General features: G+C 40.2%; 23 protein-coding genes and 1 pseudogene. 10 read left to right on the top strand and 14 right to left on the bottom strand.

The annotated features are described in order from the left end of the window. Positions 1–126: 126 nt before the first annotated feature. Entirely contained in the window at positions 127–2,757 is a 2,631-nt protein-coding gene (locus F896_RS12600; RefSeq protein ID WP_016163206.1) for a Lon protease family protein, read from the top strand. 44 nt (positions 2,758–2,801) lie between these two features. Here the strand turns inward: F896_RS12600 and F896_RS12605 are convergent, their stop codons facing one another. The 3 genes from F896_RS12605 to surE all read right to left on the bottom strand — a co-directional run bounded on the left by F896_RS12605 (position 2,802) and on the right by surE (position 5,582). Then, entirely contained in the window at positions 2,802–3,731 is a 930-nt protein-coding gene (locus F896_RS12605; protein WP_004808267.1) for a LysR family transcriptional regulator, read from the bottom strand. Positions 3,732–3,868: 137 nt separating this feature from the next. Next, positions 3,869–4,693, bottom strand: a complete 825-nt coding sequence (locus F896_RS12610; RefSeq protein ID WP_016163205.1) for a peptidoglycan DD-metalloendopeptidase family protein — start codon at positions 4,691–4,693, stop codon at positions 3,869–3,871. Positions 4,694–4,811: 118 nt separating this feature from the next. Next, entirely contained in the window at positions 4,812–5,582 is a 771-nt protein-coding gene (gene surE / locus F896_RS12615) for a 5'/3'-nucleotidase SurE (RefSeq protein WP_016163204.1), read from the bottom strand. A 337-nt stretch (positions 5,583–5,919) separates the two neighbouring features. Here surE and F896_RS12620 point away from each other — a divergent pair, with 337 nt between their 5' ends. Then, positions 5,920–6,294 carry an MCR_0457 family protein gene (locus F896_RS12620; protein ID WP_016163203.1) on the top strand — a complete coding sequence of 125 codons (375 nt, stop codon included), beginning with the start codon at positions 5,920–5,922 and terminating at the stop codon, positions 6,292–6,294. Positions 6,295–6,393: 99 nt separating this feature from the next. On the opposite strand, the gene F896_RS12625 is transcribed toward F896_RS12620, so the two are convergent. Beyond that, positions 6,394–6,756, bottom strand: coding sequence for a VOC family protein (locus tag F896_RS12625; protein WP_016163202.1), 363 nt, complete (start codon positions 6,754–6,756; stop codon positions 6,394–6,396). Positions 6,757–7,091: 335 nt separating this feature from the next. On the opposite strand from F896_RS12625, the gene F896_RS12630 reads away from it, so the two are divergent. The 4 genes from F896_RS12630 to F896_RS12645 all read left to right on the top strand — a co-directional run bounded on the left by F896_RS12630 (position 7,092) and on the right by F896_RS12645 (position 10,228). Beyond that, on the top strand, positions 7,092–7,493 hold the full coding sequence (locus F896_RS12630) for an MCR_0457 family protein (RefSeq protein ID WP_004808275.1): 402 nt from the start codon (positions 7,092–7,094) through the stop codon (positions 7,491–7,493). Between the two features lie 127 nt (positions 7,494–7,620). Beyond that, on the top strand, positions 7,621–8,769 hold the full coding sequence (gene dacC, locus F896_RS12635; RefSeq protein ID WP_016163201.1) for a D-alanyl-D-alanine carboxypeptidase PBP5/6: 1,149 nt from the start codon (positions 7,621–7,623) through the stop codon (positions 8,767–8,769). A gap of 93 nt (positions 8,770–8,862) precedes the next feature. Then, complete coding sequence (locus F896_RS12640) at positions 8,863–9,405, top strand: gamma carbonic anhydrase family protein (protein WP_016163200.1); 543 nt, start codon at positions 8,863–8,865, stop codon at positions 9,403–9,405. A 52-nt stretch (positions 9,406–9,457) separates the two neighbouring features. After that, complete coding sequence (locus F896_RS12645; protein ID WP_016163199.1) at positions 9,458–10,228, top strand: DUF4262 domain-containing protein; 771 nt, start codon at positions 9,458–9,460, stop codon at positions 10,226–10,228. A gap of 97 nt (positions 10,229–10,325) precedes the next feature. Here F896_RS12645 and F896_RS20380 read toward each other — a convergent pair whose 3' ends face one another. Together F896_RS20380 and fmdA are read right to left on the bottom strand one after the other, a co-directional pair. Further along, positions 10,326–10,622 (bottom strand): FmdB family zinc ribbon protein, encoded by a 297-nt coding sequence (locus tag F896_RS20380; RefSeq protein ID WP_016163198.1) that lies wholly within the window; start codon positions 10,620–10,622, stop codon positions 10,326–10,328. 43 nt (positions 10,623–10,665) lie between these two features. Beyond that, positions 10,666–11,841 carry a formamidase gene (gene fmdA / locus F896_RS12655; RefSeq protein WP_016163197.1) on the bottom strand — a complete coding sequence of 392 codons (1,176 nt, stop codon included), beginning with the start codon at positions 11,839–11,841 and terminating at the stop codon, positions 10,666–10,668. A gap of 288 nt (positions 11,842–12,129) precedes the next feature. Here fmdA and F896_RS12660 point away from each other — a divergent pair, with 288 nt between their 5' ends. Genes F896_RS12660 through purB form a run of 4 tightly spaced genes read left to right on the top strand, consistent with a single transcriptional unit; the run spans position 12,130 to position 15,949 of the window. Beyond that, the gene (locus tag F896_RS12660) at positions 12,130–12,618 is read left to right on the top strand and encodes an NUDIX hydrolase (RefSeq protein ID WP_016163196.1); all 489 of its coding nucleotides are present in this window, start codon (positions 12,130–12,132) and stop codon (positions 12,616–12,618) included. 4 nt (positions 12,619–12,622) lie between these two features. Next, positions 12,623–13,756 carry a tRNA 2-thiouridine(34) synthase MnmA gene (mnmA, locus tag F896_RS12665; protein ID WP_016163195.1) on the top strand — a complete coding sequence of 378 codons (1,134 nt, stop codon included), beginning with the start codon at positions 12,623–12,625 and terminating at the stop codon, positions 13,754–13,756. Positions 13,757–13,774: 18 nt separating this feature from the next. Then, positions 13,775–14,506 (top strand): high frequency lysogenization protein HflD, encoded by a 732-nt coding sequence (hflD, locus tag F896_RS12670; protein ID WP_016163194.1) that lies wholly within the window; start codon positions 13,775–13,777, stop codon positions 14,504–14,506. 54 nt (positions 14,507–14,560) lie between these two features. Then, positions 14,561–15,949: an adenylosuccinate lyase gene (gene purB, locus F896_RS12675; RefSeq protein ID WP_005202605.1), complete on the top strand. Its 1,389-nt coding sequence runs from the start codon at positions 14,561–14,563 to the stop codon at positions 15,947–15,949. Between the two features lie 134 nt (positions 15,950–16,083). On the opposite strand, the gene F896_RS12680 is transcribed toward purB, so the two are convergent. The 8 genes and pseudogenes from F896_RS12680 to F896_RS12710 form a co-directional block, all read right to left on the bottom strand. After that, entirely contained in the window at positions 16,084–16,371 is a 288-nt protein-coding gene (locus F896_RS12680) for a hypothetical protein (protein ID WP_016163193.1), read from the bottom strand. Between the two features lie 131 nt (positions 16,372–16,502). Next, a complete protein-coding gene (locus tag F896_RS0119720; protein ID WP_032882136.1) occupies positions 16,503–16,688 on the bottom strand; it encodes a hypothetical protein in 186 nt (61 codons plus the stop codon). A 19-nt stretch (positions 16,689–16,707) separates the two neighbouring features. Then, entirely contained in the window at positions 16,708–17,646 is a 939-nt protein-coding gene (locus F896_RS12685; RefSeq protein WP_016163192.1) for a hypothetical protein, read from the bottom strand. Further along, positions 17,646–18,569, bottom strand: a complete 924-nt coding sequence (locus F896_RS12690) for a hypothetical protein (RefSeq protein WP_016163191.1) — start codon at positions 18,567–18,569, stop codon at positions 17,646–17,648. Before F896_RS12690 ends, F896_RS12685 begins: the two co-directional genes overlap by 1 nt. Further along, positions 18,569–19,516, bottom strand: coding sequence for a hypothetical protein (locus F896_RS12695; RefSeq protein WP_016163190.1), 948 nt, complete (start codon positions 19,514–19,516; stop codon positions 18,569–18,571). The genes F896_RS12690 and F896_RS12695 overlap by 1 nt, the downstream gene beginning before the upstream one ends. 17 nt (positions 19,517–19,533) lie before the next feature. After that, positions 19,534–21,086: pseudogene (locus F896_RS21210) on the bottom strand (hypothetical protein). Then, the gene (locus F896_RS12705) at positions 21,086–23,902 is read right to left on the bottom strand and encodes a type VI secretion system Vgr family protein (RefSeq protein ID WP_016163188.1); all 2,817 of its coding nucleotides are present in this window, start codon (positions 23,900–23,902) and stop codon (positions 21,086–21,088) included. The pseudogene F896_RS21210 and the gene F896_RS12705 overlap by 1 nt, the downstream one beginning before the upstream one ends. A 244-nt stretch (positions 23,903–24,146) precedes the next feature. Next, positions 24,147–25,598: an amino acid permease gene (locus F896_RS12710; RefSeq protein ID WP_016163187.1), complete on the bottom strand. Its 1,452-nt coding sequence runs from the start codon at positions 25,596–25,598 to the stop codon at positions 24,147–24,149. Between the last annotated feature and the right edge of the window lie 55 nt (positions 25,599–25,653).

Genomic DNA, 25,653 nt, shown 5'->3' with positions numbered 1-25,653 from the left:
TTGCAAGTTGCTTTATGCAATCATTCTTTTGTTTTGTCGATAAAAAACACAAGTTCGCTTGATCTTTAGGGCTAAAACTGTATACCTTTAATTACTCAACTTTAGTTTATTTGTTGGATAGCAACAGTGACCCAAAAACTCGATCAAATGACTGCAACATCTTTATCATTAACACCAACAAACACTATCACCGCAAATATAAACTCTTTACCAAGCGCATTTGACCAGACGGACATACAAGCAACACTGATTAAAACCGCACTACGTGCAGATCAACTCACTCATATTCCAGACCTAGCTGAAATACCAAGTTCGACCAAACGCATCAAGCCGCTCAATAATTTTTTAGGGCAAGATCGCGCACGTGCCTCTGTTGAAGCAGGTATTTCATTACCCTACTCAGGCTATAATATTTTTGCTGTTGGTACGGCAGGACTAGGTAAACGTACCATGATTAAGCGTTTGCTGCAGCAACACGCCAAAACCATGCCGACACCAAATGATTGGGTCTACGTCAACAACTTCAAAAATCCAAGACAACCAATCGCGCTACATTTTCCTGCAGGACAAGGCACTAAATTTCAAAATACATTGCAACAAGCATGGCAAATCATTTTGAAACAATTGGAACGCCGTTTTAGTGCAGAAAGCTATCACAACCGTATTGAGCGTATTCGCCAAGATACCGGAGATGTACAACAACAAGCTTTGGTTGAACTCACTAAAGAAGGCGAAGAACTCGATTTAAAATTAGTCTCTCGCAATGACAAACATGTCTTTATAGCAATGCAGCTACGAAATGATGAATATCATGAGTTAACCCAGAATGAGCTCAATGCGCTCCCAACCAAAGAACGCACAGAAATTAATTCTAATATTCGCTATATGGAGAAAAAGCTAGAGCGCTTAGGTTTACATCTAGGTGATTTAGAAGATGATGCACGCGATCAAGTTTCGAGCCTCAATCGAGATATTGCCACTCAAGTGGTTATGCCACGCATTGAGTCAATCCTAAATAAGAATAAAGAGGTGAAAGGCTTAGATTTGTTCCTAAAACACTATGCCGAAGACATTATTGATAATGTTGAGCTGATTTTAGAGCAAGAAGAAGATGACTTTACCCCTGCCTTATTTAATCGTGTCCCATCACGTTATCAAGCCAATGTGATTGTTGCCAATAAACCGAATAGCGGTGCTCCCGTTATTTTTGAAGACTTCCCAACCCACTACAACTTATTGGGTCACGTTGAGCAATTAACACATAATGGTACGATCACGACTGACTTCACTTTGATTCGTCCTGGCTCGTTACACCAAGCCAATGGCGGCTTTCTCATGCTTGAAGCAGAACAGTTGCTTGAGCAACCGTATGCATGGCAAGGTTTAAAGCGTGCTTTAAAATCAGGACAACTTAAGCTCTCATCTCTAGAGCACATGCTGACCTTAACAGGGAGTATTTCAATTGAGCCAGCTTCAGTTCCGCTTGATATTAAAGTCATTTTATTGGCCGAACCTGAAATTTATTATGAAATTCTGGAAGTTGAGCCGGAACTAGGCAGTGTCTTTAAAATCCGTGCTGACTTTACCGATACATTACAACGTAATGACAGTAATGAACAAGCGTACATGCAGTTGATTGCTGATTATGTACAAGCAGACAAGCTGCTTCCATTTGATCGCTCGGCGCTCGCAGCTTTACTTACTGATTCAAGTCGCCAAGCCGAAGATCAAAGCTCTTTATCGCTACATGCCTCAACGCTAGGTGATCTCATTCGTGAAGCGCATCATCATGCATTTAAAGCGGATGACAAGATCGTCACTGACCAGCACGTTAATCAAGCCTTACATCATCGTCAATATCGCCTAGGCTATTTACGTGAATTATATTGGCAAGACCTGTCTCGTGGAACACAGCTGATTGAGACCTCCGGACATCGTCTTGGTCAGATCAATGCCCTCTCTGTCATTCACTATGCCGATGTTGAGTTTGGTCTGCCTTCTCGTCTGACCGCATCTGTCTATCAAGGTGGCGGTGATATCCTCGATATTGAGCGTAGTGTAGAACTCGGTGGTTCACTGCATGCCAAAGGCGTCTTGCTGATGTCGAGCTTCTTAAAAGCTCATTTTGGTCGTGAGCAAATTCTACATTTCTCTGCGGCATTAGCGTTTGAACAGAGCTATGGGCAAGTCGATGGTGATAGTGCTACGGTTGCAGAACTTTCAGCGCTTATCTCTGCGATCTGCCAAATCCCAATTGATCAGTCTTGGGCAATTACCGGATCGATGAACCAATTGGGTCAAGTACAGCCGATTGGCGGTGTCAACGCCAAAATTGAAGGCTTCTATGACGCTTGTAAATTGCAAGGCTTAACTGGCAAACAAGGCGTCATCATCCCACGTCAAAATATGCAGCACTTGATGTTACGTCAGGATGTAAGCGATGCTGTACAAGCAGGACAATTCCATGTTCATGCGATTGATACCATTGACCAAGCTTTAGAAATTTTAATGGCACGTCCAGTCGGAACCCTTGATAAAAAAGGCCGCTATAGCAAAAATTCGATCTATGCTGCAGTGATGGAGCAACTTGAATATTGGCAAGCGATCGAGGATGGCGAAGCAGTTGAAGACGAGGAGCCAAAGAAAAAGAAGAAGCGAAAAAAAACCAAGAAGGATGAAGTTGCAGCGAAAGCTTCAGAAGAAACAGCGGTTGAAGCAAAGAGCTTAAAACCACTCAGCAAAAAGAAACGAAAATAGAGCTAATAAAAAAGCCATGTTCCTGACGGAACATGGCTTTTTTATTAGGCTACGCCCTGTAAGGAACGCCCACCAGGGAGCTGAGCAAAATATTGCTTCAGTGCATCGATACAACGATGCACTTTCATTGGGTATTGCTCTCGCTTAGACGTTAAAGCATGCAAGGTATACGCTGGTAATTGCCAATCTGGTAATACTTCAACTAAAGAGCCATTAATCAATTCTTTTTGAATATCCATATACAAAATACGTGCTACACCATGCCCTTGTTGGCATAGAGATTTTGCGACAAAAACATTATTAGTACCTAGACGTGATTTCATGTCCACGTTGACGACTTCACCACTGGTGCCATGACGGAATGCAAAATGTTGATAGCCTTGCATTAACGTAATTGGAAGCAATTCATGATGACGTAAATCTTCTGGACGTGTGATTGGCTGAGCCTGATTGAGATAGCTTGGTGAAGCAACCAACACCTGATCTACACGAGCTAAAGGTACAGCCGCTAATTGATGATCATCAACTTTCAGACTCATACGAATCGCAATATCAATACGCTCTTCGATTAAATCAATATAGCGGTGATCCGCTTCAAAATGGATTGCCAAACCTTTGTGCGCTGACATCCAATGAGAAAGTGCGGGAATGACATGTAGTGCACCCAACTCTGGTGTAGTTGCAATACGTAAATCTCCGACCAGATCATCCCGTAATTCATTGATTCTGATTTTGCCACGTTCAGCCGCAGCTAACATTTCTTGGCAACTTAAAAAGAATGCTTGTCCTGCTTCAGTGAGACTGAGTTTTCGAGTTGAGCGATGGAGTAACGTGACATCCATTTCTTGTTCTAAAGAACGGATTTGTTGACTGACTGCGCTGGTTGTAATTCCCAAGTCTCTTGCTGCACCACTAAAAGAGCTTTTTTCCACAACACAGGCGAACACCCCCATTGCACGCAATTGATCTAGCATAGACTTCCCTCTTACCTTAATTTATTAATATGCTTATTGTTCTAATGAAAGCAATCTAATTTCAGTATACAAGGAAGTCTATTTACGCACTAGAGGATTATTAATAAATAATTGAAATATTGTTAATAATCTTAAGGTTAATTTGGTAAAACTGTGACTGGATTCACAGGTTTCCCATCTAAGCGGACTTGGAACTCCATCATGACACGTGAAGCACCCGATGAACCCATTTCTGCAATTTTTTGTCCCGCAGTCACGGTATCCCCACTCTTGACTAACATTTTGCTGTTATGCGCATAAGCAGTGATATAACCATCGATATGTTTGACTAAAACAAGATTACCGTACTCTTTTAGACCATCTGCTGCATATACGACTTGCCCATTTGCTGCTGCGAAGATTGGATCTCCTTCATTACCGCCATAACGTGTTCCTTTTACATTACTCGCCATATTATAGCTTTGAATAATTGGTCCATTCGATGGTTTTACCCAACGCAAGCTAGAAGCTAAAGTCGATGATGGATTAACAGGCACTGCTGGAACGACAGGTCTTGGAATAACAGGTTGTGGTTTTGGAGCCACAGGCTGCTGAGTCGGTAGATTAATGCTTTGACGTTGAATTGGTGAGGTCTGTGTCATTGCTTGTGTAGAGGTTGTACGTTGCGCGACAGAACCTTTTAGACGTAGAGATTGATTGACATAGATACGATAAGGCGCAGCAATATCATTCAGAGCTGCAACATCTAAGTAGTTCAACCCATAACGATTTGAAATCGCACTTAAAGTATCACCAGAGCGAACCGTATAATAGTTTGGTGCTTGCGCATAACGCGCCCCACCATTTACTTGCGGCTTAGATGCACAACCCGTCATAACTGCCACTGTTGCAACCGCCATAGACAAAACGATTGTTTTAATCATTTTCTGTGATAGAAAAACCGAGACATGGTTTAAGTGCATCTTCGCCCTCATCGAAAAAATCTTAATTCATTATTACATTTGCGCCTAAGAGTACCAAAAAAGTGAGAAAAAACGAGTTCTCACTTTCTATATTCACAAAGTTATAACATTCATACGGCTAACCATTTACATGAGCATGCAAATTTTCAAGCACAGCATAGTTGGTTGCATCCATCTGGATTGGCGTAATGCTGACATAACCATTCGAAACAGCAAAGAAATCGGACTGAATATCACTCGATACCGCTTGTGGATCGGTAATTGCCTCTCCTGCCAACCCAATCCAGTACACCTGACGACCACGCGGATCAACATGACTACTAATTGGTTTGGATTGAGCACGACGCCCCTGATAGGTTACCTGTGCCCCTTTAATCTGTTCAATATCTGGAATGTTAATATTAAAGATATGACGTGGTGGCAAAACAGGGAGCCCTTTCGCGATAAAATCATGAACCCACTGCGCTGCCACTGCATAATGTTGCGGGTGTTCATAAGAACGCACATTTGATCCAGCCAAAGAAACTGCAATCGCAGGATGTTTCATCAAGCGTCCTTCAAAAGCCGCGCCCACCGTACCTGAATATAAAACATCATCGCCAAGATTTGCACCACTATTGATACCACTCACAACAAGATCAAATTCAAAATCAAACAGTCCATTCATGGATAAATAGACACAGTCCGCAGGTGTTCCATTGACTGCCCACACATCTTCAGAAATTTGTATAGGTCGCAAAGGGCGATCAAGTGTTAAAGCACTAGAATAACCACTACGCTCACTTTCTGGCGCAACCACTACGACACGGCCCAAAGGTTTTAATGCTTGCGCTAAAGCCTGTAGCCCAGGTGCAAATACACCATCATCATTTGCTATTAAGATATTCACTGGAATCTATTCTCTATTTGGGGATAACTGGGATTTCAGCCATCCCCTGCGTTTAGGCCAACATAATTTAAATCAGGCATGAAACCTAGGCAATGACACTGTCCTTGTCAAGTTTCATCCTCAAATTAGAGCCAATTCTAACAAACCGTGCGCAAAGAACCTGAGATAAATTGATTTGAATGCTCAACAAAGTTGAGCAGATAAGCTCAATACGACTCATGCCATCAACATCGTTAACCTGTCAACTGACCTAAGCTTACTCAACAGTTTTTTCAATTGAATTATTCCTTGAATTATATATATTTAGGTCTTCATCGTATTAGAAATTTATACAACCATGAGACATTTATCTAATTTTATCCGAATTTTTGGGGTGAGTTTCACACTTTTAGCAGCACCTACTGTTTTTGCTGATGAAGCGGTTTCTGTAAAAGAAGCAGATGCATTGATTAAAGATGATATCGCCAATGCACAAGTGCTTGTCGAAATGTGCCCGAACTTGATTGGTAAAAATGCTAAATTTGACCAAAATATCAAAAAAATGATGGGTTCATATTTAAGTAATTATTCGGATAAATCTGCTTCTTTGGACAGCTTACAAAAAGATGCTGAGTTTAAAACTTTGCTAAAAGATGCGCGTGAAGCAGCATCAGAAGTGGATAAAGCTGAACAAAAATCAGTGTGTGATGAAGTACTTAATTTTGAAGGCTAATCTGCCTTTAAATTCGAATGTGGTTTTAACGATTGAATGAGTTAAAACCACATCGCTATATCTAATTGATAAAAAGTGCTGATATTGCTCGAATAACCATTACCAAGCATCCGGTTCACGAACCATATGAATAATGTTGGCTGGACTAGTAATCCACCCTCCTCGAAACCCCTCTGCTAAGGGTTCAATTGCATCACAACGAATTACACCCGCTGCTTCCAAATATTCAGCAGCTTCTGAGAAATTATCGGTAAACAATTCAAGCCAAAGCTCAGCCTGACTCATCTCTGGCGCCGCAGCGATCCATAATTTAACGGGTCCAAGTTCAAAGCCTATATCCGGCAGTTTGTCTATAATTTGTTTAAGGCCAATCACATCACGATAAAATGCAACAGTAGCTTCAAATTGATGCGGTGGAAGTTTAAGCGCGATATCAACACCGCCTGTGAATTTTGCTTTCATTTTATTACTCCTGCTCTCTACAGATTTATTATTTTCTCTAGCATTGTTATTTACTTTACGTGCCTACTATGCGGCGTAGTGGATTCATCCATTCTCATCGCAATCCTATTAAGATAAACCCATCTTAAATCGCCTACTTTTAAAGCAAACCATGTACAAGCAAGGATGTCAAAACAAGGCTCATCAAACCTCAATAAGGTCACTACGTTTTATATTCTGTATATCTATACCCACATTTTCTCCACGCTTCCTACAGCAAACATACATTTTTTAACATGCATTTGTGCTATAAGTTATTCAAATTCTTTAAGTCTTGTTTTTGAGTTTGATTTGTTATGAAGAAAAATGTTTTTAAAACACTAGGTTTATCATTCCTCATCGCCTCAAGTGCGCTTGCGCCAACAGCATTTGCAGCTGAAAAAAAGTCAGAACCTGAAAAGATTGAAGTCACGCCTATGTCTGATAGTGTGACTAAGCAAGAACTTGCTGCAATCTATGTTCTTTCTGAAATTTGCCCAAGTTTAATAGGCAAAGATTTAAAATTTAATAAAGCCTATGACAACCTCGTTAAAGCTTATTTAAACAATGAAGCGAATGCCGTTGAAACCCTCAATAAACGCGTCAAAGGCAAAGACTACCAAGAGGCATTAAAAGAAGCACGCGCTGATGCAAAAGCAGCTTCTGATGATGATAACCGCCAAATTTGCGATGATGTTCGTAATTATTACTCGAAATAATCCGACCAATTAAGTTTCAGGTTACAATACTGTATGAAAAAGCCGACTTCTCCCGTAGAAGTCGGCTTTGCTTTGTCCTAAAATGCTAGGCTCGTCTGCTTCATACAAGATATTGGAACCACCTAGAATGACTCAAAAAAGCGCTCTTGCTGCATTACTCCTTTTGCCAAGCTTTTCATATGCAGCAACTGTCCTATCTGCCCCACCAGAATTAAATAATAAATCCTACGTATTAATGGATTATGAGACAGGACAGATTCTCGCTGCCAAAAACGAAAATGAAAAACTTGCACCTGCTTCAATGACAAAAATGATGACAAGCTACATCATTGAACAGAAACTTTTAAAGGGTGAATTGACCGAAAACGAACAAGTACGCATGAATGAATCGGCGTGGTGTCGTGGTAGTAGCTCTGAATCATGTATGTACGTTCCATTAAATGGCACGGCAACAGTTTTAGAAATGTTACGTGGTATTATTATCCAATCAGGTAATGATGCTTCTAAAGCAATGGCTGAACACATTGCGGGCAACGAAGGTACTTTTGCCCACATGATGAACCAAGAAGCAAAACGTGTGGGTATGGTGAATACGCATTTCATCAACTCAACGGGTATGCCAGCTGATGGTCATTACTCAACTGCAAAAGATATGGCGATTCTTGCTCAGCACATTATCAAAGACAGCTCAAAGTATTACCCAATCTATTCTGAAAAAGAATTTACCTTCAATGGAATTAAGCAAGGCAACCGTAATGCCCTTCTTTATACAGATCCAAGTGTTGATGGTTTAAAAACAGGCCATACCAACGAAGCAGGTTTCTGCTTAACCACATCAAGCAAACGCGGTCCAATGCGTTTGATCTCGGTGATCTTTGGTACGCCAAGTATGAATGAACGTGCCAGCCAAACACGTACATTATTGGCTTGGGGTTTTGCAAACTTTGAAACTGCAAACGTTCAACCGGCTAACCAAGTTCTTGCAAAAGCAAAAGTATGGTTTGGTAAACAAGACGAAGTTCAAATTGGCTTAGCTGAAAACTTCAACGTGACTATGCCTAAAGGCCAAGCAGATAAAATCAAAACTCAGCTTGTGGTTCAACCAAAGCTGAATGCACCGTTAGCCAAAGGTCAAGTTGTTGGTAAATTAGTCGCGAGTCTCGATGGCAAAGTGATTGCTGAAAAACCACTGGTTGCATTAAAACCTGTTGAAGAAGCTAGCTTCTTTGCACGTATGATTGACCATATTAAAATGTTCTTCAGCAACTTATTCTAATTTTTAGATGTTAGTTGATTAAGCATTCATGCTCTTGGGTATGAGTGCTTTTTTATTTTATAATTAATCTAAATTTTTCAATCGAAAGCCACTATGCCAAAGAACATTCGTCCCTATCTAGACCAAAAACCTGATGTTGATGCAAGCTGCTATGTAGATGAAATGTCAGTTGTGGTTGGTGACGTCAAATTAGCAGAGAATGTTTCAGTCTGGCCTTTTGCTGTGATTCGTGGTGATGTAAATTCGATTCAAATCGGCAAAAACAGCAATGTGCAAGATCACTGTATGTTACATGTCAGCCATAAGAATCAATCTAAACCGAATGGTTCTCCACTGGTCATTGGTGAAGATGTAACTGTTGGGCATCATGTGACTTTACATGGATGTACCATTGGTAATCGTGTCTTGATCGGAATTAATACCGTGGTGTTAGATGACGTGATTATTGAAGATGATGTGATGATTGGTGCAGGTAGTCTGGTGCCGCCGCGTAAAGTGCTAAAAAGTGGTTATCTCTATGTCGGTAGCCCAGTACAGCAAGTTCGTGCACTGACTGAAAAAGAAATGGAATTCCTTCCTTATTCGGCACGTCATTATGTGAAAGTGAAGGATAATTACAAGAATAGCGAAGCCTAGCTTCGTTATTCTTTATACATAATAAAAAATAATAAACTTTTAGAGATATCTAATGAACACTGATCATTCACATAATTGCCCTACTCCGAATGCACTCATTAATACAACTAAGCTCAATATTGAAAAGTACGGACTACAAGTTATAGGAATTAGCGCGACAGACTATTTACCCTCTTTTAGTTATAGTATCGGTTTATATGAAAGTTATCAGCACCCTGAAATTATATGCTTTGGGTTACCAACGGACTTAGCACATACCATCATCAATGATGTCGCCAATCTGATCAAAAATGGAGAAACAATTGCTATCAATCAAGAGTATGGCGATCAAATTTTTAAAGAAACTCGTGCTCAATTTTTGCATGTAGATGTTAAAAATATTGAAGATTATTTTGGTGCGGCTTTAAATTACTATCAACACGACAATTTTTCCGCTTTGCAATTGGTTTGGGCAGATCGTAATAATAAATTGCCTTGGGAAGATGGGTTTGAGGAAAAATTTATTTATGATCAACCACTCTTAGACCGAAATACAGATTTTAAGTTCAGAGAAGCGAAAAACCTCGGTATTTTTACCACTCGGCAATGGTTAGAGCATAACCAAGCAATTTTACGTGTTGTTCATGATACCGATGGAGATTGGCAGTTTTTAACTGGTGATCAAGAGCCTGATGATATTCGCTTAGTTGCCTTGGAACAAATGATTTTAAAAGACCCGAGTCTGAATGAAGTTTTTGATCTTGAATACGGTCAAATGGCTGAAAGAAATTTCATCGGTGATGGATGGGAAAGATTAGATCTTGATGAATATCAAGAAGAATAATACGATTCCTAAAGACAGATTATCAAGCTTATATGCATGCCACCCTAGTACAATAAAATGTACAGAATGGCATCCCTTACTCTCAAAGCGAAGTCGCTCAAACCTCACATAAAGAACAATTCACACCTCGGCAGTTATGCAATACTGATGTCCGAGCACTTTTTTTGCTGGTTCCAGGTCCTTCAACCAAGGGCCCTGCCAGTTGCTCGGCACTCGATGAGGGCCGCCATTTATTTTTGACTGAGATCTTTTGATGCCCTGTTATCATCGGTTTTAATAACATGGATTGCTGGCAATATGGGCAAGAGGTGTTATCCCTTGCAATACTGGCCATTGGGACATTCTGCTCGAAAATCCCTTCACAATGTTCACATCTAAAATCATACAATGGCATCTTAAAATCCTTCTTTAACGATCAATCTTGCATTCATCCAAGACTAACGATGTCCCCAAAACTTCTTCTCGTTTAAGGCACCTTGCGGCAAAATATTCTTCTCAAAGATAGAGGTTGGTAAAGAAATTGTACAAGCACAGTTTGGAATATCTACAATGCCACCGATACGCCCTTCAACAGGTGCAGCGGTCAGCAACATATAGGCTTGAGATCCCGTAAATCCAAAATTCTCAAGATATTTAATCGCTTTTAAACAGGCCTGACGATAGGCAACTGTAGCATCCAGATAATGGTTTACCCCATTTTCAACACTGATGCCTTCAAAGGTTAACCACTGATCGTAGGCTGGTCTGACATTACTTGGAACAAAGATCGGTGAATCAATATTATATTTTTCCATCCCCCCTTTAATCAGGTCAAAACCAACACGGGTTACTCCGTCCATTTCAATCGCACCACAGAAGCCGATTTCGCCATCACCTTGTGAGAAATGCAGATCACCCATCGAGAAACCAGCGCCTTTCTGATACACAGGAAAATAAATACGACTGCCCGCAGCAAGATCTTTAATGTCGGTATTACCACCATGTTCACGCGGCGGCACCGTACGAGCCGCTTCAACTGCCATCCGGTCAAACTCTGCCCCAGTCACGCCTCGTAACACCGCAGTCCTTGGGTCAGGTGGATTTGCCTGTCCCTTAGGCACCAATAAGGCTTCTCTGCGGTTCCATTCTTTTAAAAGTTCGTGAGAAGGAAGCGTCCCCATTAAGCCAGGATGTTTCAAGCCAGCAATACGAACACCGGGAATATGACGCGACGTTGCAAATAATCCTTTTAAATCCCAAATTGCCTTGTCCGCTTCAGGGAAATAATCCGCTAAAAAGCCACCGCCATTTTCTTTCGCGAAAACGCCAGAAAAACCCACATCGGAAATTGGCTGAATATCCAGAAGATCAATCACCAATAAATCCCCCGGCTCAGCACCTTCAACATAAAAAGGTCCTGTCAGTGGATGTGCTCGAGTGAGATCCACATTTTTCACATCAGACACATCATCGGTATCTTTAATTTGAGCATCTAAGAAGTCCAGACTTTCAATAAGAATTTCTTCGCCAGGTTTCACCGATGTTAAAAATGGAATATCTGGATGCCAGCGATTATGACCAATTTCTGCTTGTTCTGCTAAAGCGACACCAGGTTTAATTTTAATATGTTGCATATGACTTCAACTCCGTGTGCTGTATATGAATCTAATCAATTATCTGTTCTACTTCTAAATCGGTGAAAGGACACATTTGTTGGGTGGAATAATTATTTTTACCTTGTGATCAAAAAACACACTAGCACATTCTGTTTTTTTGAAGCAATTCCTTTTCGATTCTCAACACATCAAATACACACTGATGGCAGCAAATATTTTTGTTCCACTTTAGCGAATTGGCCTTCCTGTGTAGCCAAAAACAGTCAAATTTTGTAGAATACGTTTTTTAAAACCTTGGTGCTTTCTATGACCGCTTGGACACCTCATGTCACAGTCGCCACTGTAGTCGAAAAAGACGGACGTTTTCTGTTTGTTGAAGAACACAGCGAAGGCTTTGTACATACCGTGTTTAATCAACCTGCTGGTCATGTCGAATGTGACGAAACCATTATTCAAGCAGCGATCCGTGAGACCTTAGAAGAAACAGGTCATCATGTTGAAATTGATCATCTGCTTGGGATCTATACTTATACCCCACCGATGTTTCCAGATCGTACCTATTACCGTTTTTGCTTCTTGGCGCATGTCACGGCAGTTGAAGAAAATGCGCAACTGGATACAGGCATTGTCGGTGCAGTATGGATGAATTTAGATGAGTTACAAGAAACAGCACGTGCACGTAGCCCGTTGGTTTTAAAAGCTATTGAAGATGCCCTTGCTGGCAAAAAATATCCTTTATCGCTTATTTATGAGCACCCTTTTTCTCCCTCATTAACTTCTCATTTGGATGCTTAATTAGATGCAACAACGTGTCATCGTCGGTATGTCTGGTGGTGTAGATTCCTCCGTTTCTGCCGCATTATTACTTCAACAAGGATATCAAGTTGAAGGTCTTTTCATGAAAAACTGGGAAGAAGATGATGGTACGGATTACTGCACAGCACTGGAAGACTTGGCAGATGCTCAAGCCGTTGCAGATAAAATTGGCATCAAACTGCATACTGCCAACTTTGCAATGGAATATTGGGATCGTGTCTTTGAGCACTTCTTGGCTGAATATGCTGCCGGTCGCACACCAAACCCAGATATATTGTGTAATAAAGAAATTAAATTCCGTGCATTCCTCGATCATGCTATGACTTTGGGTGCAGACTTTATTGCAACTGGTCACTATGCACGTCGTGGTGCAAGCATACAAAATTCACGTGGTGAAACTTATGCACCACTGCTCCGCGGAGTGGATAATAATAAAGACCAAACCTATTTCTTACATGCGGTACATGGTCGTGAAATTAACAAGACCCTATTCCCTGTGGGTGAAATTGAAAAGCCAGAAGTTCGTCGTATTGCAGAACAACTTGATTTAGCAACAGCGAAGAAGAAAGACTCAACGGGTATCTGCTTTATTGGTGAACGTCGCTTTACTGACTTCCTCAAACAATATCTCCCTGCGCAAGCTGGAAAAATTGTTTTGGAATCAGGTAAAGAAGTTGGTGAACATCATGGCTTGATGTACTATACGCTGGGTCAACGCGGTGGTATTGGTATCGGTGGTATGAAAGGTGTACAAGAAGGTGCATGGTTCGTATTACATAAAGATATTGCCAATAACCGACTGGTGATTGGGCAAGGACATGAACATCCATTGATGCAAAGTACACAGCTTTGGAGTGAGTCGATTGATTGGGTTGCAGGTGAGCAGGAGATTCCAAGTGCTGGATTCCGCTGCACAGCAAAAACCCGTTATCGTCAGCCAGATCAAGCGTGTACCATCTATCGTGATGAACAGACTGAAAATGGCATCCGTGTTGAGTTTGATGAGCCGCAAAGAGCTGTGACTCCAGGACAAAGCGTGGTGTTCTATTCTGGAGAGGTCTGCTTAGGTGGTGGTGTCATTCATCATACCAATGCACCTGAACCAGATTTTATTTAAGGAAATTGGAAGCGAAGCATGGTCGAGTTACCCTTTCAGCACACTCAAGCGTTGAATGTTAGACAGAACCGTGCTCTAGCATTGGCCGCAGTCTTTCAGGCAACTCAGTTAACACATATGACTGCAATGGCCGGCCAGCAAAGCATTGGCGATAGTGGTAATTTCTATTTTGAGCTATTGATTAAAGCCAGTCTAAATATTCGTCCTGCAGCAAATAATGCCACTCAGACCTTAGATTTTTTTAATCAGCTTGCAGATATTTCACTCGGATTAAAAACCTTAGAAGGTTGTATTACCCAGCCTTTTAATACGGCACCCAAATCCCGTGTTCCCAAAATGTCGACGGCAAAACTGCCGATGTCCTATGCAATGGCCCTGTTGCAGTTGGAAAAGAAAGTTTATAGCAATCCTGAATATGTCAAAATTATAGAAACTGCCCAACAAAAAATCTTAAAGCAACTCTCTTTTTTCGATAATAACTATTTACACCCAAGCATCATCGCCAATTTAGCCCAAACCTATGTCGAAACTGCAGGACAAATCAATCCTCGTATTTTAGTCCGTGGCAATGCCGAAGCATTTAAAGACATCAATCATACCAACCGTATTCGTGCAAGCTTATTTACAGGCCTACAGCTGGCACATTTATGGAAGCAGTCAGGTGGCAGCTCATGGAGTATGATCTTTAGTAAACGCAAGTTATTGCAAGATATTCAAGCTCTCGCTCGTTTGCAGTATCAGGTGGTATAGACCGATGCTACAACGAATTTATTTTTATGTTTATTCCAAAATTAAGGAATCTGTATGAATGCTTTAACCGCACTCTCGCCACTTGATGGACGTTACGCTAGCAAATGCGATGCCCTACGCCCTTTTTTGTCTGAGTTTGGTTTAATCCACGCTCGTGTCACGGTTGAAGTGCGTTGGTTACAAGCACTTGCAAATCGTGCAGAAATCATCGAAGTTGCACCTTTTTCAAATGAAACCAATGCAGCTTTAGATGCAATCGTTTCAAATTTCTCGGAAGAAGATGCAAACCGCATTAAAGAAATTGAACGCACCACTAACCATGATGTAAAAGCGGTTGAATATTTCCTTAAAGAAAAAATTGCCAACATTGATGAATTACAAAATGCAGGCGAATTTATTCACTTTGCTTGTACTTCTGAAGACATCAATAACTTGTCTCATGCGCTTATGCTGAAAAATGGCCGTGAAGTTTTAGTTTCAAGCATGAAGCAACTTCTCAATGCAATTTCAGCTTTGGCAACAACGCATGCTGAACAACCGATGTTGTCTCGTACACATGGTCAAACTGCAAGCCCAACTACCTTGGGTAAAGAGATGGCAAACGTTGCTTATCGTTTAGCACGTCAAATCAAGCAATTCGAAAATGTTGAATTACTCGGCAAAATCAATGGTGCTGTAGGTAACTACAATGCGCACCTTTCTGCATATCCAGAAATTGATTGGGCTGCACATGCACAAGCATTTGTTGAGTCTTTAGGCCTCAGCTTCAACCCATACACCACACAAATCGAGCCACATGATTATATGGCTGAGTTGTTTGATGCGTTACGTCGTTACAACACCATCTTGATCGACTTTAACCGTGACGTTTGGGGTTATATCTCGCTTGGTTACTTCAAACAAAAGTTAAAAGATGGTGAAGTTGGTTCTTCAACTATGCCGCACAAAGTAAACCCAATTGACTTCGAAAACTCAGAAGGCAACTTAGGTATTGCAAATGCTGTTTTAGGTCACTTAGGTGAAAAGCTTCCTGTTTCTCGCTGGCAGCGTGACTTAACTGATTCAACTGTATTACGTAATATGGGTGTTGGTTTTGCGCAAAGCTTAATTGCTTTTGATGCTTGCTTAAAAGGTGTTGGTAAACTTGAGCTGAATGCTGCTCGTTTAAATGAAGATTTAAACCAAGCACAAGAAGTTCTTGCAGAGCCAATTCAAACCGTTATGCGTCGTTATAACGTTGAAAAGCCATACGAGAAATTAAAAGCACTTACTCGTGGTCAGGCAATGACACGTGAGATGATGGTGAACTTTGTCAATGGCGATGAACTTGCACAAGTTCCAGCTGATGAACGTGCTCGTCTAGCTGAGTTAACACCTGCAACTTATACTGGTAATGCAGCTGAACAAGCAAAACAAATTAATGATTTGATCAGCAAAATCTAAAACTAATTAACTTAAAAAGCAGAGCTTCGGCTCTGCTTTTTTATTTCATCAGCATACAATTATTTTTCACATGATAGTCCACACAGCATTCCCTAAAATAGAAATATCTCAGATGAACTATAAAAAAACTTCCATTATTTTTCTTTTTTACACTGATCAATATATTTTTCAATCATAAAGTTTACTATGTCAGCCTCCCCTCTTGGTTCTCTTTTTTTCTCATTATTATAAGTCTTCCAAGCCTCATCCCAATTCTCTTTTAGGAAGTTAAGCATACACTCCTTGTAAGGAGCAGGCACTTTTTCTGCGACATGAGCTATAAACTTCTCTTGATATTTAGCTTGTGAATTCTTACAACCAAATAATAAAAATATGGCAATTAACCCTATACTCAAGTTTTTAATTTTATCTATATTTTTCATTGGCTAATAACTCTTAATCTTTTGATTTCAACAATCTAAAATTATTTAGTCTATAACCGCCATCAGAAAATGAAATATCTCATCTCTATATTTCACTACCAACACTTTATTTTCTTGAGAAAAACTATTTATTAGTATTTTCCTTTTCCTCCTCCAACTCCTCTGGCGCAACCATGCACCTTAAACCGATGTTGTGGATTTAATTTCTTCACAAAATCTTGAGTATCTGCATTAGCCTGTGCAGCTGACTGACCATTACTGCAACTCATACATAAAAAGCTGACGAACAGAATTCCAAAAATATTAAAGTTATTCATATTTCTTACATTTACATTTTTAAAATATAGATTGTTTCTTATTCGTCACTTCTAAATACCAAATCGTTTCACCCCAACTATTATTTTCAATCTCAGGAAATACTTCTCCCTGTACAAAATAATGGGATTGCAATTGATTTGCAGGACTCCACCAATTACCTGTCTGTTGACAAGTCTGACCAGCAAAACCTTTTAAGTTTTCAGCTTGGATTGTCTCAAATGCCCCACCCTCGTCTGCAATTCGTTCAACCAATACCCATTCCGTATCTTCCTCATGATCATATTGTGGGCAATCTGGATCAAGTCCTACTAATGCTTCTATCGCATCATGCCCTTTAAGCAGCAGCTGTGCACTTGCTTCCTGTATTTCAGGAATGTAAATACCATCCTGTGGCACAGTTTCGCCTGTTTTTACCGTAACATTTTGGTTTAACTTATATATTGGTAAAGATGATGGTAAGTTTAACTCCCCTAAATAATCTGAATCATAGTCTTCTGTTAAAAAAGTCATAGGCCAGCTACCAAAAACTGTAGCTTTAATATTAGATGATAACTTACTAGCTTTACTTTGCCATTGATCAAATAAAGCTAAATTACCCTCATCCATCCAATCAGGGAAATAGTCTATTCTTTGATTTCTAAAGTCAGTCACCACATTCCCTGCATATTGCAAAGCAGATAAATCACCCTCTAATAAACGTTTATACCCATAATTCAAGCTCTCAAGAGTTGATCTGAAATTAGGCAATACATGCTCACCCCAAACTATGTCAGGTTGTTGTGAAATATGTCGGTTTCGATAATCATAGGGTAAATCCTGCATAAATAGCTCGAGCGCATTCTCTGCTGCATCCAGCATATTTTTAAAAACCTCTACCAATTCTTTAAAATATTCAGTCGAACTATAGTGTTCAAGTAGGAAAATTTCCTGCGGACGAATTTCAGATGATTGCGACATTATTTTTTATTCGTTACTTCTAAATACCAAATCGTTTCCCCCCAACTATTATTTTCAACCTCAGGGAATACCTCTCCCTGTTCAAAATAACGGGATTGCAATTGATTTGCAGGACTCCACCAATTGCCTGTTCGTTGACAAGTCTGACCAGCAAAACCTTTTAAATTTTCTATTTGAATTGTCTCAGATGAACCACCTTCATCTGCAACCCGTCTCACCAGTAACCATGTTGTACTTTCTTCTCTAGCATATTGCAAACCACTACGACTTAATCCCACCAGAGCCTCTATAGCATCGTGTCCTTTAAGTAATAGCTGTGCACTTGCCTCAGGTATTTCAGGAATGTAAATACCATTCTGTGGCACAGTTTCTCCTGTCTCCACTTTGATATCAGCGCTTAATTGATAAACTGGTAAAGACCTTGGTAAATTTAACTCTCCTCTAGCTTGAACATTATATCTATCACTAAGGTTTCCTGTAACCCAATTACCAAAAACCGTGGCTTTAATATTAGATGACAACGTACTTGCTTCATTTTGCCAATCATTAAATTTTCTATAATTTTCTTCATCCATCCAATCAGCTGGGTAGTCAGCAGTCTGTCCTCTAAAATCAGTCACCACATTCCCTGCATATTGCAATGCAGATAAATCACCCTCTAATAAACGCTTGTACCCATAGTTCAAGCTCTCAAAAGTTGACCTGAAATTAGGTAATACATGCTCACCCCAAACCACATCAGGCTGTTGTGAAATATGTCGGTTTCGATAATCATAAGGTAAATCTTGCATAAACAGCTCAAGTGCATTTTCTGCTGCATCCAACATATTTTTAAAAGCATCTACCAGTTCTTTAAAATATTCAGTCGAACTATAGCGTTCAAGTAAGTAAATTTCCTGCGGACGAATTTCAAATTGTGACATTACTGTTTATTCGTTACTTCTAAATACCAAATCGTTTCACCCCAACTATTATTTTCAACCTCGGGAAATACCTCCCCCTGCTCAAAATAACGGGATTGCAATTGATTTGCAGGGCTCCACCAATTGCCTGCTCGTTGACAAGTCTGACCGGCAAAACCTTTTAAGTTTTCTACTTGAATTGTTTCAGATGAACCACCTTCATCTGCAATACGCTCAACTAACATCCAAGTACAATCGCCATAAAAAGTCTCAAATGTTTCAGGATCCATTCCAGTAGCTATAACACTTCCTACTCCTCTACCTTCCTCCTCACTTGTTGCCATAAACTCAATTCTGTCTCTGTCTTCTTCACAAATATAGATACCTGTTTTCCCAACGTTCTCATTAGATTTAACTATTATTTCTGGATTTACCCTATAAATTGGATAAGAGTCAGGTAAAACTAGATTGATTTCATGAAATATATCAGCTTCAGGATAATCAATAACAAGCTCATCAACATTCCAATAGGTTGGATAAGTATTTGAAATAATTGAAGCATAGCTTTTGGCAATTGAATAGTAATCCCAACATTGTTTTACTTTAGCTGTAGGTAAATCATCCATCCAATGTGGAGAAAACTCACTCAAACCTTTATCATTAGAGCGTATTTCTCCAGTACAACGTAAATAAGTAAAATCACCTGTTTTTATTTTTGCGTATGCAGACTCTATACGATCCATCGTATTTCTTAAATTAGGCAAAACAGCCCCCCCCCATTGAATATCTGCTTGTTCTGGAAAGGGTAAACTTCGTAAATTATATGGTAAATTATGCATATAGATTTCAAATAGTTCTTCTAAACTATCTAAAAAAAGACCATAGTTATTTCGCATAGTCTCAAAAAATGCTAACGAGCTAAATTGTTCTAATAAATATGCAGCTTTAGGATTTACTTCGTAATTCATGATCTTCTCTATCTTGTTTATCTCGGTTTATATTCTAATTTGGCAGCTAAGCTATAATCACCCAAATTTGTGGCTAAAGTAGGGACTCCAACCATTGAAAAATCACCAATTTCTGTGTCCGTACCATAGCCCCAACCTGTCAATTTTCGCTTGCTTAGTCCAGAAGTAACCAAGTCATTGGGATCTAGTACAATCTGAATACCTCCACCTTTTAAATAAAACTCACCAAGTTCTTGTGAGGCAGCAGGACCTTCCCAAGCATATAACTTTTTACCTTTAGGGACTGTATATTCAAGATATTCTCCATTAGCATTCCAACTCGCCCAAACTGCAAATTTATCACGCCACTCTTCACGGCTTTTTAGCTTTTCAAACTCGGACTTACGCATCCAGCAAATACTATTGTCAAAACTACCTGGCGCTAATACACGCACTAAAATATCACCTTCATTAAATATTTGTGCTTTAATTAATTTCTCTCCCTTTGGACCTTGAGCAAAAGTATCAAATTTTCCTTTTAAAGGATGCGTTAGTTTAGGATTTTTCAATGCAGGCTGCACATTTCCTAAACTAGGATGGAATGGTGTAGTTGCTGTTTTGGGGTCTTTTCTAGCTTGCGGAAAAGGTAATCGCCCATTTTCTGGAGTTAGATGAACCCAATTTGGCTTTTGCTTACGAAATGCTTTAAGTTCTTCGTCATCACCCAATCTTCTAAATTGCGTCACATTTCTAACATTAGTCGTCGCTTTAAAAGCCTGATCACTCTCTTTCTCGATTCTAACCGCCAATCTTTCCAAAAAGTCTTGTACAGGTTTTAAGAACTCGCCAAGTTTTTGATTCGCCAAGTTACGGACATCAATTACGGTTTGCAACATTTGTCGTGCTTTTGCACCAATCGCCTTACTCGCATATTTATCAATAAATTTAACCGTATCTCTTAAATACCCTACAAGTTTATCAAACACGCCCAGCAAAGCCTGCTTGGTCAACATGCCTTTAACTTCTCGAATTTTGCTCGCAGTAGCTTTATAAATATTGGTAATCTTTGCATTTTTAATGGCTTTTTTTACTGCAGGGCGTGCAAGAAATTTATTTAACTCTGTAATTCCACTTTCAATCGCAGGTTCAGCAAACTTATAAATATTTCCACCTGTAAACTTCAAACCTTTGGTTGCAGGCTTAAGCATGAAGCGTCTAATAGGTGCCAGAATAACTTTGAAAACCCCTTTAAATAGTGAACCCAATACAGGAAATAAGCCAATCAGTGTTAGAATCAGCCCAACCCATGCCCACGGATTATTACTGTCTTCTTTAATCTTTGTCGCATTCGCACAAATATCCCGAACATCACAAATCTGATCTACAAAAGGGATCATTGAAATCACTGTACCCGTGACAATTTGTGCAGTGGTTTGATCCTCAGCAAAGTCTCCTTGTAATACAACCCAGAGCCATTCTGCGATATCCGCCGCAGTTTCTTTTCCTTTCTTGATTGCATCATCTTTACTGGGGCTGTGAACCATGCTAAAGCATTGGTTAGCTCTTTCTTAGATGGTAAAAAATCTGGCATTAAAATTGCCCCTTATTCTTATCAATCTTGTTTAACTCTGCCATGACTGTATCAAACTGATCCCAAGGTTTATCTTCTTCCATTTTGGGTTGCTCATACTCAACTCTAATTGCTTTCTCTGGCACATTGTCATGATGAGCTTTACCATGCTCATCTAACCGTCCTTCAATAATCTGATTATTTTCAAAAAAGATTTTATAGCCCAAATTTGCAAATGGTTGGCGATCTACATCTAGATGTTCTAAAGCAATCCAATTTTTATTATCAAATTCAGGTAAAGCTGGTAATTGTGCATTCGCTTGTGCCCCACCCATAAACAAATGCTGTCCTGCCTTCACCTCAAACTTGCCACTGGTCACAGGGAAAATACCTGAACCATTCAGCTTGATTTGTGAGCCACCCGCTGTAATTACAATTTCTTTTGGACTGGTAATTTCAATACGATCTTCAGTCGAAATAATCTGGATGCCTTGTTTGGCAAGAAAATCCATTCCATCGCCTTGAGCATGCATTTCAAACTTGCCTTTCGCTGCTACTTGTTTAATGCCACTTTGTGCTGCAAACACACTGATTCTGTTTTGCGCATGTGTAATCAGATTCTTTTGTGTGCTCAGATTAATACTGTCACCTGCAAACTGATTTATCTGCCCATCAGCAGATAAATAAATATCTTCATTGCTGCTGAGACCAATGCCCTCTGGTGAATTGAGCAAAAGTACAGCTTTATTAAACTTGGCAATATCAGATTCAATTGACTCGAAAAAAGCTTTTAACTGTGCTAATGATTCAGCCTCATCAGTTTGCTGATTCTTGGCAACTTCACTTAAGGCTTTGGCATTGCTTTGATTGCCTTCTAGCTGCTGTTTTGCCACTTGGGCATCCAGATGTTCGCCTTGGGCTTGATCCTGTTTATGCGTGGAAACAAGTAGACCTTCGCCAGCACGTACTGCGCCCCATTGATCAGTGCGCAGTTCAAAACCTTCGCCACGATCTTCACTTTCAGCTTTATCTTTCGGATGGCTCAGCTTCCCGAGATTGAGTTGGCTGGCTGCATGGCTACTTTGCAACTGGACGCTGATCTGACCTGTGGTGTCATCAAAACGCAGTTGGTTAAAACCTTCGCCCTGATACTCTTTTGACTTGATCCCTGCCAGTTTCTTGGTATCTGGCAGTTTGCCTGCATTGTCGAACTTGGTTGGGCTACGATGGGCTTCATGAATGCGTCCAAACACAAATGGACGGTCAATATTGCCATCAAAGAAGTCGATGACTACGATTTCATCAATACGCGGTAAGAAGCGTGCCCCATAACCTTCACCAGCCCAAGGTGTCAGTACATCCACCCACGCTGAATCAGTATCGTTGTCATTGGCACCCGCACCACCATCATGGCTATGGTCGTCATTGCGGGTAAACAGGAAGCGGACTTTAATCCGACCCCATTCATCCACATGAATTTCTTCGCCACTTGGCCCAACCACTTTGGCACGTTGTGGTGAGACAGTTGGACGGTGTTGTAATGGGTTAAATTCAGGTACAGTTTTGATATTGCGGCGTTGCAGGATTAACTGATTGGCTTGGCGTTCTTCATTATTAGATTGAGTCGGTTGCCAGTTGCTTTGTGCTAATAATTGGTTGATCTGTTGCTGCAAATCTTTGGGCAAATTATTTTGGTTATAAAAGTTTTTACCTGTAATCAGGAATTCTTTGTCTGCTCCATCGTGTTGATCAATTTCAGGGTGCTCAGTCAATTCAAACCAGTAACCAACATGCGTGTCGCGGACGGTAGTATGGGCGGTAAACAGTTTCGATTGTAAGTCGTAGTATTGACCTAAATTCTGATTCAGTTTTCCAATCTGTGCATTGCCCGATTGGGTAGCACCATCTTCACCATTGAGGTCTTGCATCCATGCAGGTGAAAAATGCCATGCCTGTTCCAGACCAAGACTGGCATTGTCATATTGCTCACTATGTTTATGCGTGCTTTGCACACTGCCTGCACCTTCTTCTTGTTCTAAGGCATCGGCTTGCCAGCGTTGCACATGTACGCTGCTCGGCTGTAATGAACGTTGTCCGACTAAACTGGTCATGCTGTCGTATTGTTCGGTGGCGCTGCTACGGTGGTAACGAATCTGTCGACGATCGAGTGCTTGATACTGGCTATTGTCATCAATCAGGCGTAGTTTTTGTGGCTGAATCGTGGCACTACTGAGTGCAACGGTTCTCTCAGCTTCGTCGATCAGCCAGTTAACCCCTTCACTTCTCATCAAGCGGGTGAGAAAATCGTAGTCACTTTCATTATTTTGCATAACGAATGGACGGACATCGTAGTCTTGACTGAGTCCACTTAAATCAAGCGTTAAGCTGGATGCAAATAAGGGACTTTTTTGTTGCCACTCTTTGAAGACGATTTCCACTACATCTCGCACGCTCTTGTTCATAAACACACGGCTGTTACGGCGTTGTTTCCACAATGCAGTTGGATCTTCTAAAGTCAGCTTATATACGGTCAAACTACCGTCTGATTGTCCTTGTAAAGCTTGAGTAATAATCCCTGTGACACGAGTGAGTTGACCTTGATCAGTCACGCTATCTATCGCGGCTTGACTACCAATAAATTGTTTGAGTGGAATGGTGGCATTGGTCGACAGGCAAATTAGTTCTGCCTTAAATCCATCATTGAGTTGATGCTGACCATCAATACGTTGTAGAAAGACTTGAGTATTTAAATTTTGATTAGAAAATTGAATATGGATTGCACGTTTTTGTGCAGTAAGGCCAAGACTCTCTAAAGCTTGATGAATATTGTTCAACATTTTTATAGATTTTTTTGCTTAAATTTAGCGCATTTTACTGATATCAATGAGTCTCTGTCTATACAGTATTGTCTGTTTATGACATTTTTCGTCACTTTTATAAATTACTTATTAAATATTGCTTTTTATTCATCAAGATAAAGTACAAGCTTTAAAGCATAATTTTTATCATCAAAATAAAAAGCAGAGCTTCAGCCCTGCTTTTTTAAAAGTGTCTCAACCTATAAGCGCTAATTATTCCAACTTAGACATAGTCCACTGTTCTGGTTTTTATCAGATCAAGTTGCAGCATTTTTTTCTTTTTACGACGATATGCGATCAACAAACCAATGAACCACACAGGTGAAAAAGCCAACGCAATCAGCGTATCGTGATCTAATGCTAAAATAACAATGGTAAACACCAAAAATGACATGGTTAGCCAAGCCATAACTAAACCGCCTGGCATTTTAAATTTGGACTGTTGATGTAGTTCGGGAAACTTCTTACGATAGCCGATATAAGACAGAATAATCAACATAAAGGTAAACACGCATAAAATTGAAGTCAGTGCTGAAATGATCGTAAACGCCGTCATGACATTCGGCACAATAAATAAAATAGAGGTTCCAATGGTGACGCAGGTCATCGAAAAGATTAGACCACGAATCGGCACCTTTCTTTTTGACAATTTACTAAAGCTTTTTGGCGCATCGTTGTCCAATGCCAAACCGTAAAGCATACGACTGGTCGCAAAGATACCGCTATTTGCAGAGGATAGTGCTGAGGTTGCTACCACAAAATTGACCAATCCTGCTGCAATCGGCAGTCCAATCAATGAAAACATTTCTACAAATGGGCTCTTTTCTGGTGAAATTTTTGCCCACGATGTGACTGCAATAATACAAACCAAAGCACCGACATAGAACAGTAAAATACGCAACGGAATCGAATTGATGGCTTTAGGCAGTGATTTATGTGGGTCTTTAGTTTCAGCTGCCGTCGTACCAACCAGCTCAATACCGACAAAAGCAAAAATTGCAATTTGGAAACCTGCTAAAAAGCCTGTGACGCCATAAGGAAACATAGATTGGGTTTCAAATACATGACTCATCGAAGCTTTGACACCACTCGGTGATGTAAAGCCTGTACTGATTAAATAGATCCCTGCAAGAATAAACAGGATAATGGCGGAGATTTTAATTAAAGAGAACCAGAACTCTAACTCACCAAACATACGAACGGCGACAAAATTCAGAATGGTTAAAATTGCCAGCGAGGTAAATGCAGGTATCCAAACGGGTACATCTGGATACCAGAACTGCATATATCCCCCAATCACGATGACATCGGCTATCGCAGTAATAATCCAGTTACACCAATAAGACCAACCCAAAAAGAAACCTGCCCAAGGGCCAATATAAGCTGTAGCAAAATCCGCAAAGGTCTTAAAATTAGTATTTGCCAGCAATAGTTCACCCATTGCCCGCATGACAAAGAAAAAGAAAAAACCAATAATTAAATAAGTTAAAACAATCGAAGTCCCTGAAATACTTAAGGTCTTCCCAGAGCCCATAAATAGGCCTGTACCAATTGCACCGCCAATTGCAATCATTTGAATATGACGATTGGTCAACGAGCGTTGTAATTTTTCTTCATCTTGCGAACTTTCCTGCAAATCTTCATCCAGAAGTTGCATTTCATTATTCTGAGTCATGTCATCCTTACTCCAATGTATAACAACCGTTATCATTGCCTGATAAAAATAAATT

This window comes from Acinetobacter genomosp. 15BJ (assembly GCF_000400715.1).
Taxonomy (GTDB): Bacteria; Pseudomonadota; Gammaproteobacteria; order Pseudomonadales; family Moraxellaceae; genus Acinetobacter.
This window is presented reverse-complemented; position numbering and strand designations above follow the sequence as displayed.